The sequence below is a fragment of the Crocosphaera sp. UHCC 0190 genome, from assembly GCF_034932065.1.
Taxonomy (GTDB): domain Bacteria; phylum Cyanobacteriota; class Cyanobacteriia; order Cyanobacteriales; family Microcystaceae; genus UHCC-0190.
In genome coordinates this window covers 106,836-121,877 of the sequence record NZ_JAYGHP010000001.1, presented here as the reverse complement: position 1 = coordinate 121,877, position 15,042 = coordinate 106,836, and the positions used below count along the sequence as shown (strand labels likewise).

General features: G+C 41.2%; 12 protein-coding genes. 7 read left to right on the top strand and 5 right to left on the bottom strand.

Features of this window, described 5'->3' with window-relative positions; all coding sequences use genetic code 11:
- Nucleotides 1-127 precede the first annotated feature (127 nt).
- Together VB715_RS00620 and gltB are read right to left on the bottom strand one after the other, a co-directional pair.
- Entirely contained in the window at nt 128-880 is a 753-nt protein-coding gene (locus tag VB715_RS00620) for a hypothetical protein (protein ID WP_323299260.1), read from the bottom strand.
- 493 nt (nt 881-1,373) lie between these two features.
- Entirely contained in the window at nt 1,374-6,059 is a 4,686-nt protein-coding gene (gltB, locus tag VB715_RS00615; RefSeq protein WP_416336896.1) for a glutamate synthase large subunit, read from the bottom strand.
- A 425-nt stretch (nt 6,060-6,484) separates the two neighbouring features.
- Between gltB and VB715_RS00610 the strand changes: the two genes are divergently transcribed.
- Together VB715_RS00610 and VB715_RS00605 are read left to right on the top strand one after the other, a co-directional pair.
- Nucleotides 6,485-8,368, top strand: a complete 1,884-nt coding sequence (locus VB715_RS00610) for a phosphodiester glycosidase family protein (protein ID WP_323299258.1) — start codon at nt 6,485-6,487, stop codon at nt 8,366-8,368.
- A gap of 15 nt (nt 8,369-8,383) precedes the next feature.
- Nucleotides 8,384-8,866: an MEKHLA domain-containing protein gene (locus tag VB715_RS00605; protein WP_323299257.1), complete on the top strand. Its 483-nt coding sequence runs from the start codon at nt 8,384-8,386 to the stop codon at nt 8,864-8,866.
- A gap of 42 nt (nt 8,867-8,908) precedes the next feature.
- Here the strand turns inward: VB715_RS00605 and VB715_RS00600 are convergent, their stop codons facing one another.
- From VB715_RS00600 to trpC, 3 genes are all read right to left on the bottom strand, one after another.
- Entirely contained in the window at nt 8,909-10,060 is a 1,152-nt protein-coding gene (locus tag VB715_RS00600; protein ID WP_323299256.1) for an alanine--glyoxylate aminotransferase family protein, read from the bottom strand.
- Nucleotides 10,061-10,214: 154 nt separating this feature from the next.
- Nucleotides 10,215-10,502 (bottom strand): DUF5340 domain-containing protein, encoded by a 288-nt coding sequence (locus VB715_RS00595; RefSeq protein ID WP_323299255.1) that lies wholly within the window; start codon nt 10,500-10,502, stop codon nt 10,215-10,217.
- Between the two features lie 190 nt (nt 10,503-10,692).
- Nucleotides 10,693-11,574 carry an indole-3-glycerol phosphate synthase TrpC gene (gene trpC / locus VB715_RS00590; RefSeq protein WP_323299254.1) on the bottom strand — a complete coding sequence of 294 codons (882 nt, stop codon included), beginning with the start codon at nt 11,572-11,574 and terminating at the stop codon, nt 10,693-10,695.
- A 197-nt stretch (nt 11,575-11,771) separates the two neighbouring features.
- On the opposite strand from trpC, the gene VB715_RS00585 reads away from it, so the two are divergent.
- From VB715_RS00585 to VB715_RS00565, 5 genes are read left to right on the top strand one after another with little or no spacing between them, the layout of a single operon-like run.
- The gene (locus VB715_RS00585) at nt 11,772-11,960 is read left to right on the top strand and encodes a hypothetical protein (protein WP_007311441.1); all 189 of its coding nucleotides are present in this window, start codon (nt 11,772-11,774) and stop codon (nt 11,958-11,960) included.
- Complete coding sequence (locus VB715_RS00580) at nt 11,945-12,238, top strand: type II toxin-antitoxin system RelE/ParE family toxin (protein WP_323299253.1); 294 nt, start codon at nt 11,945-11,947, stop codon at nt 12,236-12,238. The genes VB715_RS00585 and VB715_RS00580 overlap by 16 nt, the downstream gene beginning before the upstream one ends.
- 2 nt (nt 12,239-12,240) lie before the next feature.
- Entirely contained in the window at nt 12,241-12,924 is a 684-nt protein-coding gene (locus VB715_RS00575) for a HEAT repeat domain-containing protein (protein WP_323299252.1), read from the top strand.
- Nucleotides 12,925-12,966: 42 nt separating this feature from the next.
- A complete protein-coding gene (locus VB715_RS00570; RefSeq protein WP_323299251.1) occupies nt 12,967-13,950 on the top strand; it encodes a GntR family transcriptional regulator in 984 nt (327 codons plus the stop codon).
- 11 nt (nt 13,951-13,961) lie between these two features.
- Nucleotides 13,962-14,648 (top strand): lecithin retinol acyltransferase family protein, encoded by a 687-nt coding sequence (locus VB715_RS00565; protein WP_323299250.1) that lies wholly within the window; start codon nt 13,962-13,964, stop codon nt 14,646-14,648.
- Nucleotides 14,649-15,042: the final 394 nt, after the last annotated feature.

Here is a 15,042-nt window from a genome sequence, read left to right as displayed (position 1 = left end):
CTTTAATTTACTATGGTGGCTTTTCTACGTCCATTCCTCTTGCCCTGATATCTTTTTTGCTTTTTTGAAGGGGATGCGTTCGAGTAATAGTTTCTACAAAGGCAGAAAACTATTTTGGAGCTTACAATTAACGGAATATATTGATAAGACCTTCTACGGTTCGGCGAGTTCTATCGATTTCATTCGTAGTCTGGTTAATTCTATTGTTCGTATTTCCAAATATATTAAGTGGATTTGTAGAGTTGTTTTCGCCTTGATTGTTAGTATTGATAGGATTCCCAGAGCCAGGTGTTGGAACATTTTGTTGATTAGTTTGTTTCTGTGATTGATTAGTTATAAAACTACCCGATCGAAGTTTATATTGTTTGATGACGCTTTTCTCTTTTTTGCGAAGTATCTTAGCGACGACAAAAGTACCAATTTGCGAATAACTTACTCCACCGGCATTGGGGCGCGACAACACATCTTGAGCCATGCAAGAAACATTACCCCATGAATCAGAATATTTACTTCTGTAAGAATCAAGTTCTTTTATTAAATCTTCTCTCTTTCCAGCCTTTAAAGCCAATAGTTTTCCCTCCGTCCACTTTCTTTCGTGATCAATATACCTCCAACTTGAAAGAATACAGTCACTTGAAATTGCCAACTGTACGGTTATTTCTGCCCTTTCTGTACCTCCTACCATACTATGTACTTTTGCCCAATAAATTGCTTGCTCAAGCGCATCCTCTTTAGTTTCGCGAGCCATAAAAGTAAATTTTCCACAATTTCTTTTAAAGCGAATATCACCAAAATCATCTCTTAGTTCTTTCTCGCAATAGTGAACAGCCGCAACGTATTTCGTATTTTTGTGAGTCGCCGCCGCCTGTTCTATCGCCATCTCCGTCTCCTCTGATAGCGATGGGTTGATGGGAAAAACAAAAAATGATTGTAATAATGTAAGACCAAAAACAAACATTAAGCTTTTCATAATAGGGAAGCCCGAAAAATTGGTTAAAGAGCGTCTCATGTTGAGACAGGCATGATTTATTCTATACTGTCCTTCCTCGTCTTGAACAACAATTAATTACAGAAAAAAGTAAAAAAGAACTTGCTACAATTTTTAACATTCGTCCTACTCAAATTCAAGATTGGTTAGAAAGAGCTATTGAAATAGGTAAGGTAAAGAAAACATCTGCTAAAAGAACAACAAAATATATATCTACTTATTCTTATGAAAATGCACCTTTACTCAATCTCTTACAAAACAATAATAAAAACTAAATTATTTTATTGTTTATTTCTGATATTTAAGATAAATATTGTATAATCTTCTCGTCAAATATTAAGTTATTTCATAACAAGAAAAAAGGTGGGCATTGCCCACCCTACAGCTATTTAGCAGGAGTTAAGGTTTTCTCCGCTACCATGACGGGGTTAGGATTTGTTTCAGGACTATTTGCTTCTGATGGGGGGACTGCTTGCCAGAATTTGCCGACATAATCACCCCAATTATCTAATATTAATTGTCCTTTTTTACTGCCTGTACGAGTAACATGAGTCTCAATTAATTCTTTTAATTGTGCTTCTCCTGCTTCTGTACAAATTCGCTGAATTTCCACAATTTCAGGGTTAACTTTTTCGGGGAAGCTGTTATCTTCATCTAAGAAATAAGCTAAACCTCCCGTCATTCCTGCGCCCACATTACGGCCAACGGAACCGAGAACGACGATCACACCGCCAGTCATATATTCACAACAGTGATCCCCGGCCCCTTCTATTACCGCTTGGCCCATAGAGTTCCGTACCCCAAACCGTTCACCGGCCCGGCCATTGGCATATAAAACGCCGCCTGTTGCCCCATAAAGGCAGGTATTCCCGACAATTACGTTATCTGCTGCCTCAAATGTCGCTGTTTTGTAAGGAACTATCACTATTTCGCCACCGTGCATCCCTTTCCCTACATAATCATTGGCTTCCCCTTCTAGGTGCATAATCATTCCAGGGAGGTTGAACGCGGCAAAACTTTGACCCGCGGCCCCAGTAAAGTTAAAGGTAATTTCCCCTGAAAAACCCGTATTGCCGTATTTTTTGGCTAACTTTCCCGCAATACGCGCCCCTACTGTGCGATCGGTGTTGATGATTTTAACGTCTTTGCTAACGGTTCCATGAGTGGCGATCGCAGAACTAATAGCAGTATCAGCCAATAATTCATCATCCAAAACCGGCCCATTGCTGTGAACTTCCTCATGGTTTAACCAGTTACGGTCTGTTTTGACATCAGGAAGGTTGAGGAGGCAGTCTAAATTGATCGATTGAGTCTTGGTTAAATTCGCTTGGGAGCGCATTTTCAGCAGATCAGACCGTCCAATGACCTCATCTAAGGAACGATAGCCTAATTTGGCTAAAATTGACCGGACTTCCTCCGCAATAAAGTAGAAGAAGTTGACCACATTTTCCGGGACACCTGTAAACCGTTGACGCAACCGTTCTTGTTGAGTAGCAACCCCAACAGGACAGTTATTAGTATGACAAATGCGGGCCATAATGCAACCTTCAGCGATCATTGCAATGGAACCGAACCCGTATTCTTCGGCCCCCATTAACGCAGCCATCATTACATCCCAACCCGTTTTTAAGCCACCATCAGCGCGTAAAATAACCCGGCCACGCAGTTTATTTTCCATCAACATCCGATGTACTTCCGTCACTCCTAGTTCCCAAGGACAACCCGCGTGTTTAATGGAACTCAGAGGCGACGCACCTGTACCACCATCATGACCAGAAATTTGAATAATATCAGCGTTAGCTTTAGCAACTCCGGCCGCAATGGTTCCGATACCGATTTCTGCCACTAATTTCACGGAAACCTTGGCTTCTGGGTTAATTTGATGTAAGTCAAAGATTAACTGGGCCAAGTCTTCGATGGAATAGATGTCATGATGAGGAGGGGGAGAAATTAAAGTTACACCCGGTTTAGACTTCCGTAACATGGCAATATAGGGGCTAACTTTGGGCCCTGGTAACTGGCCCCCTTCTCCTGGTTTGGCCCCTTGGGCCATCTTAATTTCTAATTGTTTCCCATTCATCAAGTATTCAGGTGTTACCCCAAACCGGCCGGAGGCTATCTGTTTAATGGCAGAACTCACCGTGTCACCGTTACGCAGTCCTTTCAGATGGGGGAAAGTAGCAGAGTTGCCATTTTCGTCTACATCTGAGAGGGTAATAAACCGGGTGGGGTCTTCTCCTCCTTCTCCTGAGTTGGACTTTCCTCCTAAACGGTTCATGGCGATCGCCAGGGTTTCGTGGGCCTCCCGTGAGAGGGCCCCCAAGGACATTCCCCCAGTACAGAAGCGTTTAACAATAGCTTCTACAGGTTCCACATCTGTAACGGGAATAGAAGGGCGATCGCCTTTAAATTCTAATAAGTCCCGTAGGGCCGTAATGGGTCGTTCTTCGAGGTATTTTTGATACATTTCATAATGATTGTATGCCTCTTTATTGGCCCCATTTCCCCCGATTTTATAAGCGTCCACGGCTTTATGGAGAGATTTAGCCATTTCGGGAGAATTCATGTGATATTCTCCCCCTGGACGGTAATTAATAAAGCCAAAGTTCTTTAATTTCTTATCGGTTAAACTGGGGAAGGCTTGACAATGGACGGCAATAATTTCCTGGGCCAGTTCGGCAATGTTTAACCCACCAACCCGACTGGTTGTCCCTTCAAAGGCTTTCCCTACTAAGTCCATGCCTAGGCCAATCGCTTCAAAAATCTGGGCCCCATGATAAGAAGCTAACAAAGAAATTCCCATTTTAGAGAGAATTTTTAACAGTCCTGCTTCTACTGCATGACGATAGTTGTTTAAAGCTTTGTCGAGGCTGACGTTTTCGAGTTTACCATTGGCCATCAATTTTTGGGTTTTTTCATCATGCCACCATTGACGGATGGTTTCTAGGGTAAGGTAAGGACATACGGCAGAGGCCCCATAACCGACTAAGCAAGCAAAATGATGGGTACTCCAACATTGGGCCGTATCAACGATTAGAGATGTTTGCAGACGTAACCCTTCTTTAATGAGGTGATGATGAACTGTCCCCACTGCTAATAAGGGGGGAATATAACTGGTTGTCTCATTAATACTTTGTAGAGACGTTTCATGAAACGTCTCTACAACAGAAAAACGATCGCTTAAAATGAGGATTTTTGCCCCATTTTTCACCGCTTCTGTTCCTTCGGTACAAAGACGATCTAACGCTGTTTTTAGTCCTTCTGGCCCTGATGTAATATCAAACAAGGTAGATAATTCTGTCACCTTGAAATCAGACGCTTTAATCTGGCTTAACTCTGTTTCATTGAGAACAGGAGTATCTATTTTTAGCCGTTTAGCATCGGCTTCTTTAGGATCTAATAAGTTGCCTCTTTCTCCTAACAACATGGTCAGAGACATAACTAAACTTTCCCGCAAGGGATCAATGGGAGGGTTCGTTACTTGGGCAAACCGTTGTTTAAAGTAGTCGTAAAGTAGGTGAGGTTTATTAGAAAGAACGGCTAAGGGAATATCATCACCCATGCAGAAAGTGGGTTCTTTTCCTTGACTGGCCATGGGAACCACGATCATTTCTACATCTTCTGCTGTATAACCAAAGGCAGTTTGTTGCTGCAATAATTGACGTACTTCGGTTAATAAAAGGGTTTCAGAAAAAGGTTGAGGGGTGATTTCTTGACGGTAGGTTTCTAACCATTGTTTGTAGGGTTGTGCTTGGGCAATACGTTGTTTGATATCCCAATTTTTTAAGATTTCTTGAGTGGTTAAATCAACAGAAATAGTCTGTCCTGGCCCTAATCTTCCTTTTTCAATGATTTCAGACTCAGGTAAATCTACAACCCCCGTTTCTGAACCAACTACCACATAATTATCCTTGGTAATACAATATCTTGCTGGTCGTAACCCATTACGATCTAAACAAGCCCCGACCATCTTACCATCACTAAACACCAATAACGCTGGGCCGTCCCAAGGTTCTTGGATGCCACTATAATACTCATAAAAGTCTGTAATTTCGGGATAATCTTTGAGATCTGGCTGATTTAGGTAAGCTTCCGGCACTAAGATCATGGCCGCTTCAATGGGACTGCGACCAGTCCTCACTAATAACTCCATGGTACTATCTAAGTTATAGGAATCGCTATTGGCAGCATTAACAACAGGCGTTAATGCGTCTAATTCTTCTGCTTTCCACCCTGGTACTTGTAAATTAACTTCCCTGGCCGCCATCGAGTTAATATTACCAATTAGGGTGTTAATTTCCCCATTATGACCCAATAAACGCATCGGTTGAGCTAGGGGCCATTTAGGCATAGTATTGGTACTAAAACGGCGATGATACACCGCAAATTGGCTAATAAAGGCAGGGTTCTTTAAATCTTGATAAAATTCCCCTAATACTTCACTGCGTACCATCCCCTTATATACTAGGGTACGACAACTGAAGGAACAGATATAAAAATCATCGGCCAAACGCTTACCAATACGCGATCGCGCAATATACAAAACCCGATCTAATGCGTCCCCTGACAACCCATCAGCAGATGTCACCATCACCTGTTCTATATGGGGTTGGTTTCCTCTTGCTTGTCTTCCTAAAACTTCCGGTTTAACCGGGACTTCCCGCCATCCTAACACGGTTAAGTTTTCAGCTTTGACCACTGCTTCAACATGATCCCTTTCTGCTGCCCGTTTGCTGCTATCTTGGGGTAAAAAGACCATACCGACCCCTAATTGTTCCACTGGGGGCATAGTAATACCTTTTTCTGCGAACCAGGGGGCTAATAATTCGCGGGGAATAGCCGTCATTATACCTGATCCATCTCCCGAATCATTATCTGCGCTACAACCGCCCCGATGCTCCATACAGCTTAACGCAGTTAAGGTCTGTTCGATCAGTTTGTGGCTGCCTTTTCCTTTGACATCTGCAATAAAGCCTACCCCACAAGCGTCTCTTTCTTCTACTAGGGAGGGTGGCCCCATATAGGTTGTTGGGGGTTGGTTGCTGGCGTTGGTATTAGGGGTCATTTTCATTATGCTGCGCTCATCCATAGCAAGTCAAATTTTAGGGGTTACGGGGTGGCTAAAGCTGGTTTGGTCAGTTTCCCAAACCATAACGTTAAGAGATAATTAAGCGATCGATTCCGCAAAGCTTATCTGTTTAGCCTCAGTCTAGGAAAAGAGGATAAGTATTATGCTGTGGGGGAATCATTGGGCCTTTATTTCCCATGCTATCGAACCTAAGAGTGAATGATCTAATTTTCTTATTAAGACAATTTATCCCATAGATATTCGATGATAGCTGAATTTTCGGAAAGTTATTACATTTAGTTCTATTTTTTTAAGGTTTGTTTAAGGTTTCTCCGTGGATGATCGTTATGATTCAAACTTTTCGTTTTTGTTATGATTGCTAAGTATCGGTTTAAATCAACTTTTCTTAACCACAGAAGGAGAATTGAGTGAGAAAACTGCCTTGGTATCCCCTAACGCTTTTTTTGATTTCCCTGATTTCAACCTTAATCATTTATTTATTCATCAGTAATTTACCTCAAAGCAAAATACAAACTATAACCCTTTCTCCTCAAATATTACCTGTGGAAGCTTCTGATTCTATCCAACAGGGAAAGGAAATTATTCTTAATGGAAATAAATATAATATTCCTTGGACTCAATGGCAACAAGGGGATAAAATACGCACGGGAATTAGTGATATTGGGGCCATGAATTTACTAGGGTTAGAATTGCTTAGCACGAATGAACCTAATTTACAACCGATTCGTTGGTTTGGTACAGATTCGGGTCAACCTTTACCAATTTTAGCAAGATTTATCGCGCCCTATCGCTATTTAGATGTAACGGAATTAATTCAGTTAGCACGGGGAGAATTACAAGCTAGAAATAATACCTTAGAATTGAATTTTCCTCTAGCACAAATTAGCAATATTCGTCAAGGTAATCAACCTTGGGGTAAACGAATTGTTCTGGATGTTGATCGACCAACGGTTTGGCAAGTCAGTCAAGCAAAAGATCAAGGTGTTGTTATGATCTCTGGTAAGGTTTCTAACAATTCAATTCCTGATAATAATAGTCCTCTTTTCAATTCTGAGCCTTTGAATAATATAGATGAGGATGACTTAGGGAGTCCGAATTCTACACCATTAAATTCTTCTTTATTTTCCTTAGAAAATACGGAAAAATTAACTAAAATTAAGATTAATTTGCCCACAGCTTCTGGCTTAAATGTCTTTAGTTTATCCAATCCTAATCGTATTGTAATTGATGTCCGTTCTGATGTCATAGTTCCCAAAGAAATTGTTTGGACTCCAGGCATTATTTGGCGACAACAATTTGTTAGAATAAAAAATGGATTAAGTGAGGATATTTTTCCAGTAAATTGGTTAGAAATAGCTCAGCGATCGCCCCATATTTCCCTGAAACCAATTAATAGTAATCCTAACAAACAAATGGGAACTTCCCCTTTAGTTGTAACTGCCCAAAATTGGCAAGCTTCAGCCGCTATTAATGGGGGATTTTTTAACCGAAATAATCAATTACCATTAGGAGCAATTCGTCAAGATAATAAGTGGTTATCGAGTCCAATTTTAGGACGTGGTGCCGTTGCTTGGAATGAACAGGGACTGGTTAAAATGAACCGCTTAAGTTTACGAGAAAATTTAATTACATCCACGGGACAAACGATACCGATTCTGTTTTTAAATAGTGGCTATGTTCAAGGTGGTATTGCTCGTTATACCCCTGAATGGGGGCAAAACTACACAACCTTAAGCGACAATGAAACAATTATTTTAGTGCAGAATAATCAAATTATTGAGAAAAAACAAGCAGGACAATCAGGTAATAATACATTTCCTATTCCTGCTAATGGCTACCTATTAACTATTCGTAAAAATGCGGTTTCTCCTAATAGTTTATCCAGAGGAGCAACTGTTAAAATAGAAAGTAATACTATCCCCGATGAGTTTAATCAATTTTCCCAGATTGTAGGTGCAGGGCCTTTATTAATTAGTAATCGCCGTATTGTGGTTAATGGGGAAGCGGAAAAATTTAGTAAAGGGTTTCAACAACAAAAAGCCTCCCGTAGTGCCATTGGAGTAACAAATAAAGGTACAATCATGTTAGTAGCAGTTCACACCCGTGTTGGGGGAAGTGGTGCGACTTTAGATGAAATGGCTCAAATTATGCAACAATTAGGGGCAGTTGATGCTTTAAATTTAGATGGAGGAAGTTCCACCTCTTTAGCATTAGGAGGTCAATTAATTGATCGTTCTCCCGTTACTGCGGCCAGAGTTCATAATGGTATTGGGGTATTTGTTAATCCATAAAAATCATTAATTAATATGAATAGTTTACCTTGGCAACAAGAAAAAGTTATCCAAAGAACTCAATTAATTCTGAGTAGCTTTCAACATTGGTTAGGTCATTCTTTGTGGAAAGAAAAAGGTTTACCAGAGATACAAACTTCACCCCAAGACATTGCTCAACAATTATTTGAAGTTCCCTTTGCTGTGGCTTCTCATGGAACAGAAATAGACCCTATTTTTAATTATGGTAATCAAAAAGCTTTAGAAATTTGGGAATTAACCTGGGAAGAATTTACCCAAATTCCCTCCAGAAAAACAGCAGAATTAGTGGAACAAGCAGAACGGGATCACCTGCTGGCTGAAACCACAAAAAAAGGGTTTTGTTACTTTTCAGGAATTCGGATTACTAGCACAGGAAAACGTTTTAAAATTAATAACGGGATTGTTTGGAATGTTATTAATGAGCAACAAAACTATCAAGGACAAGCAGCCGTTTATTCAGATTTTTATTTTTTATAAAAAAGCCTACAAGGGTAGGCCTTCTCTGTATTACTTTAGCCTCTAGACTGATAAAACTTTAGCTGCAGCCGCCATACCCGCACCAGGGTTGGCCCCTTCATAACCCAAGGTTTGTAAGGTTGCTTCCAAAGCAGCGATTGCCGTTAACATATCCCGTTCACTGACAAACCCCAGATGGCCAATGCGGAAAATTTTGCCCTTGAGGTGGTCTTGTCCCCCCGCTAAAGCAATATCAAATTGCTTCTTCATGGTCGAACGAATGGCTTCAGCATCGACCCCTGTCGGCATGACAGCAGTAATGGCAGGACTTGCGGCATCATCCGGGGCAAACAAGGGTAAACCCAAGGCTTTAACCGCCGCACGGGTGGCTTGGGTTAGCCGGAGATGACGAGCGAAAATACTCTCCAACCCTTCAGCTTTCATCATTTTTAGGGATGCTTGTAACCCGTACATCAGGTTAACAGGAGGAGTAAAGGGAGAACTGTTTTTATCCGTTGCTTTCTTGTAGGCTTTTAAATCCAAATAAAACTTAGGCAGGGTAGCAGTTTCGTAAGCTTTCCAGGCTTTGGCACTCACAGAAACAAAGCCTAACCCTGGGGGTATCATATAGCCTTTTTGCGACCCAGAACCCACCACATCGAGGCCCCATTCATCAATAGGAACATTAACAGCCCCTAAACTGGTGACAGCATCGACAATAATCAGAGCTTCCCCGTGATCTTTGACATATTTGTTGATCGTGGCTAAATCATTGAGAACCCCTGTGGATGTTTCAGAATGGGTGATAATGACCGCTTTGATGGTTTTGGCAGTGTCTGCTGTGAGTTTGGCCTTAAAGTCTTCTGGATTGAGAGGTTTGCCCCACTCTGCTGTAATTTCTTCTACCTGTAGACCAAAAGCTTGGCCAAGTTTCGCCCAACGCTCGCCAAATTTGCCGTTGTTGCCCACTAACACGCGATCGCCTGGACTGAGAAAATTAATAATTCCCGCTTCCATGGCCCCTGTCCCACTGACAGTTAACATCAGGACATCATTCTGGGTTTGATGAAGCCATTTAAGGTTTTCAGTCAGTTCCCCAATAATATTACTAAAATCACCACTACGGTGGCCAATAGGGTGTTTCGCCATGGCCAACAGTACACTTTCGGGTACGGGGGTTGGCCCTGGAATCATGAGCATATGTTTATCTTGCATGAATAATCTCTCCCGCTTCGCGCTTAAAATAATAATTCCCCTGGCCAAAACACAGAGGATGGTTTGTTCACAGGGAGTCCAAAATTTAGTTTACCCCGTCCTTAACTAACCCTAAAAAAATCTCTGAGTTTTTGGGGGATTTTTAAGCTTTAATTCAGGTTGTTTCCCTGAGGTTTTCTGAATTAGCTAAGGGTTCAATTAGGGGGGGACGAGGGGCATCAATACTGTTGAGTGACCAATGATGTTCTAGGGAAATATAACTTTGTTCACAGATGGCTTCGAGTTGTTTTTGTTGGGCCCTGGCTTTGCGGAGGGTGACTATCAGCCGTTCCACCTGCTCCTGTAGAACTGGTTGTTCATAGGTCATTGCTAAGGTTTTACGCTCTAGCAGTTGTAAAAGTAATTCGTAATGAATGAGGGAAGGAAGGGGTAGGGATTTCATCGAAGTTATCAGTGATTGGGTGAGCAATAAAGTGCATAAATCCATTGTGATCAAAGGGGTAGAGGATCACATTAGCTATCACTCCTACAGTAAACGACTGAAGGGGATTCAATCCTAAAAATTCTTGATGCTTTATGGCAAAATGAACCCTTAATCAGTCCAATTGTTCCTAATTTCTTGATTTAACGGTTCAAGAAAATAAAGCAAAAATTGCCTTTTCGGGATCGGGTTGTTTAACTAGAGATTCCCCAATCAGAACCGCATTGGCCCCCGCTTCTTTGACTGTTTGTAAATCTTGGGGGGTATGTAACCCAGATTCACTGACAATCTGAATGCCTAATTGTTTAATTTGCCTTTGACGGGCCCCTAACAGTTGGGTTGTTGTCTCTAAATTGACCTCAAAGGTTTCTAAGTTACGGTTATTGATCCCGATCAAGGATACTCCCTCAATGGCCAAAATCCGATCCAATTCTGTTAAGGAATGAACTTCTACAAGAGGAGTCATACCCAAGGATTGAATAATTTTGATGAGGTAACGCAAATCCGAGTCTTGGAGAATGGCCGCAATCAGTAAAATGGCATCGGCCCCGTTAAGGCGTGCGAGATAGATTTGGTAAGGGTAGAGAATGAATTCTTTACACAGTAGGGGAATATCGACAGCTTGACGTACTAAGGCCAGATTTTCAAAACTTCCTTGAAAAAATTTACTATCGGTAAGGACAGAAAGACAAGTCGCGCCCCCTCTTTTATAGGCTTGAGCAATGGCCACAGGATCAAAGTCAGCCCGGATTACCCCTTTACTCGGCGAGGCTTTTTTGACTTCGGCAATCAGGGCCGGTTGGGTTTTTCCCTGAGAAATCGCTCCTAAAAAGTCTTGGGGTGGGGGAACATCTAGGACTTGTTTGCGTAGTTCTAATAAAGAAAGCCTTTCTCTGAGGCGATCAACTTCTTTTTCCTTATGCCAGACGATTTCTTCGAGGATATGTCTGGCTTGTCCATCGGGATCAGGCACTTGATAACGAAGGGTTTCGACTTCTACGGAAGGGTTGGGGGGTCGTCTTCTGATTTGCATTCGGCTTGTTAAGAAGGATTAAGCAACTTTCTGAAGGGGTATCTTACCTAGGTTATTCTATCCATAATTGCTATTCTTGGGCTAGAGGTAATCTTGTTGTCTCTGTTCTCTGGAATCAGTCAACCTAAAAACAAAGATTTTCTATATAATTCCTTATTATCCCTAACTTTAGAGCAAAAATTAAACTGATAACCCTTATGAATACGATTAAAGAAAAAATTCAATCGATCTTGAATCAATTACCAGATGATTGTTCAATTGAAGATATCCAGTATCATTTGTATGTTCTCGAAAAAATCCGTCAAGGATTACAGGTCGCTGAACGCGAACCGATATTACAACAGGAGGAAGTCGAGGGGCTACTAAGTAAATGGCTTATCGAGTAATTTGGTCTTCTAAAGCGGTTGAAGATGTTGAAGCAATCGCAACTTATATCGCCCGTGACTCGCCTTCTTATGCGGCGGCAGTGGTGCGGCAAATTCTGGACACCACGAGTCAATTGGAGGAGTTTCCTTTGGCGGGTGAGATTATCTCGGAAGGTGACAATCTCACCATCCGCGATCAATTAGCCTACACCTACCGCGTGATTTATCAGGTGCATGAACAGAAGGTGACGGTACTGGCGATTATTCATACCAAGCGGTTATTAGGGTTGACTGAATAGTGATGACAGAACAAGAGGTTCAAATCTTAATTGAAAAGGTGGAGCAAGCTGACTCCTCCTTCGGTTTATTCCAAGCGGTTCAATCCTTAGCCGTCAGCGGCCATGAAAAGGCGATTCCTACCCTGATTCAAGCTTTAGGGTACAACAATCCAGGGGCGGCAGTGGCCGCCGTGGAAGGGTTGATTCAGATGGGGGATGTGACGGTTTCCTATCTGTTGGCCCAAATTGATGGCTACAATTATGGGGCAAGGGCTTGGGCGACTCGTGCCTTGGCTGGTATTGGTCATCCTTCTGCCCTCGCTCACCTCCAAGAAGCGGCTAAACGTGATTTTTCTATGAGTGTTCGTCGTTCGGCAGCTAAGGGATTAGGGAATATTTGCTGGCATAAGTTACCCGATGAAAGAGTTAATACGGCTCAAAATCAAGTGCTTGAGACTTTAATTGAGGTTTCCCATGATCCAGAATGGGTGGTGCGCTATGCTGCGGTGGTGGGTTTACAGAATTTGGGAATGTTGACTAAACAGACTCAACCTAAACTAATGGATACTTTAGTTCCTCGGTTGCAACAGATGCTAATTAATGAGCCAGAATTAGGGGTATGCGCTCGTATTCGTCTAGCTTTAGAAAATTTAAACCCTAAAATCCTAAAAACCCAGAATAGTTCTTCAGGGAACGATTCAGGCTAAAATAGCATCCTATAATTTTAGTGTTCCCTTGGCGTGGTTGCTATGCTCCAGTTTCAAATACAGTCCGACAGTGATATTCCCGCCTCTAAACAACTGTTTGACCAAATTCGCTTTGCCATTGCCTCCCGTCAATATCCCCCTGGGCATCGTTTACCCAGTACCCGACAATTAGCCACCATTACGGGACTCCATCGCAATACTATCAGTAAAGTTTATCAACAATTAGAAGAATCTGGCCTCGTTGAATCTATTGCTGGCTCTGGTATTTATGTCAAAGCACAACGCCACGAAGACCCATCCTTACCTGACTCTCCTTTATTTAGCAAATATCCTCATGCTAGTCAACTCATTCATAAAAGCCTTGATGAACTCCTTTGGCAAGGGTTAACCTTAACTCAGGTCAAAGAATTGTTTCTCACTGCTATAGACTGGCGTTTACGCTGTAGTGCAAAGGTTTTAGTCACCGTACCTAACCGAGATTTAGGGGCTGGTGAACTCATTTTACAAGAATTAGAGAAGGCATTGGCCATTCCTGTACAATTAGTCCCGATGGAAGAGTTGGCCCAGATACTATCTAAAACCCAGTCGGGAACAGTCGTTACTAGCCGTTATTTTATCGCAGAAGCAGAGTCTATCGCCTCTCCCTATGCAACTCGCGTTATTCCCTTGGATATTTATGATTATGTTAAAGAACTGGCTATGATCAAAGAATTACCCACAGATACCCGTTTAGGTATTGTTAGTTTAAGTGTGGGAATTATTAGTGTGGCCGAAATTTTGATCCACAGTTTGCGGGGAGATGATTTATTATTAATTGCAGCCCAAGCAAGCGATCGCCATCAACTTTTGGCTTTAGTTAGATCTGCCCAGACTATTATAACTGATCCGGCTAGTTATCCGATTGTTAAACAGGCTATTCTAGCAGTGAGAGATGATTTAATTCGTCCCCCTGATGTCATCTGTTCTGAAAATTATATAGGGGAAAAATCGATTAATTTATTAAAGCGGGAATTAGGATTAGGATAATTGGTTTAATTATGGCACAGGGCGATCAACTCTATGTTTATCGAGAATTAATGAACCTAGAAGGGGTTTATGAACATCATGGCATTGACTGTGGAGATGGGACAATTATTCACTATAGAAAACCGAGTGAAGTAGTTGAATGCACTTCTTTAGCAACCTTTACGAGAGGAAACCCCATTTATTTACGACAATATCCTGATAGTTTTTGTTTTATTGCTGATGTTGTCGTTAGTCGTGCTAAAAGTCGTTTGGGAGAAAAAAAATATAATTTATTGTTTAATAACTGTGAACATTTTGCAACCTGGTGTAAAACGGGAATGAGTTATAGTAAACAAATTGAGAGTTTTATTCCTGCTCTCAAAAAAATCAAAGTTAGTAATTTATATGATCCTTTAAAAAATGCCTTACAAGATACTGATTCTCAAACTGCTCAAGCTTTATTAAACAGTGCATTAGGAGATCTTAAAACGGTTTGGGATGATATTCAACCTAAATATAAACAAGCGATAAAAGAACAAGAAACCTGGCAAAAAGTTGCACAAGAAGCAGTAAGACGTAACCGCGATGATTTGGCCCGTGCTGCATTACAAAAAAAGTTAAACTATCAACAACAAGCTAATCAATTAAAAGAACAATTAGAGCAATTAGCTATTTTAACCGAAGATGTATTAAAGAAGCTTAATAGCTCACTTGTTTAGTATTTCTATTTTGGAATACTATATCTTCAGGATTGTATGATACCAAATCCGGTTTAGTTAGACTATTAACGTAGAGGTAGAGACGTTGCAAGCAACGTCTCTACAAGGGTTGAAGGATTTTAAATAATCAGTTTTTCAAAACAGGATTTGGTGTGATAAGTAAAAGGGAGTTATCCTTGTGAAAAGCTAACTTAATCATCGTTAAATACCCAGTACCATAATTCAGGAATTCTTGCAAATAATGCTAGAAAACCTTCCCAAATCTCTTCTGCCCCTCTTCTTGAAAAAACCGAAGTTATGATGGTGAACGTTAAGCGAATTAATATCTCGATGGGGAAAAGAAATAACAAAAAAGCTGTTACTGCAATAGCGATTAAAAACCTCACAAATGTAA

Coding starts and splice junctions, on each gene's coding strand:
- VB715_RS00620 (WP_323299260.1), bottom strand. CDS start 880: ATGGCGATAGAACAGGCGGCGGCGACTCACAAAAATACGAAATACGTT.
- gltB (WP_416336896.1), bottom strand. CDS start 6,059: ATGAAAATGACCCCTAATACCAACGCCAGCAACCAACCCCCAACAACC.
- VB715_RS00605 (WP_323299257.1), top strand. CDS start 8,384: ATGAATAGTTTACCTTGGCAACAAGAAAAAGTTATCCAAAGAACTCAA.
- VB715_RS00600 (WP_323299256.1), bottom strand. CDS start 10,060: ATGCAAGATAAACATATGCTCATGATTCCAGGGCCAACCCCCGTACCC.
- VB715_RS00595 (WP_323299255.1), bottom strand. CDS start 10,502: ATGAAATCCCTACCCCTTCCTTCCCTCATTCATTACGAATTACTTTTA.
- trpC (WP_323299254.1), bottom strand. CDS start 11,574: ATGCAAATCAGAAGACGACCCCCCAACCCTTCCGTAGAAGTCGAAACC.
- VB715_RS00585 (WP_007311441.1), top strand. CDS start 11,772: ATGAATACGATTAAAGAAAAAATTCAATCGATCTTGAATCAATTACCA.
- VB715_RS00580 (WP_323299253.1), top strand. CDS start 11,945: ATGGCTTATCGAGTAATTTGGTCTTCTAAAGCGGTTGAAGATGTTGAA.
- VB715_RS00575 (WP_323299252.1), top strand. CDS start 12,241: ATGACAGAACAAGAGGTTCAAATCTTAATTGAAAAGGTGGAGCAAGCT.
- VB715_RS00570 (WP_323299251.1), top strand. CDS start 12,967: ATGCTCCAGTTTCAAATACAGTCCGACAGTGATATTCCCGCCTCTAAA.
- VB715_RS00565 (WP_323299250.1), top strand. CDS start 13,962: ATGGCACAGGGCGATCAACTCTATGTTTATCGAGAATTAATGAACCTA.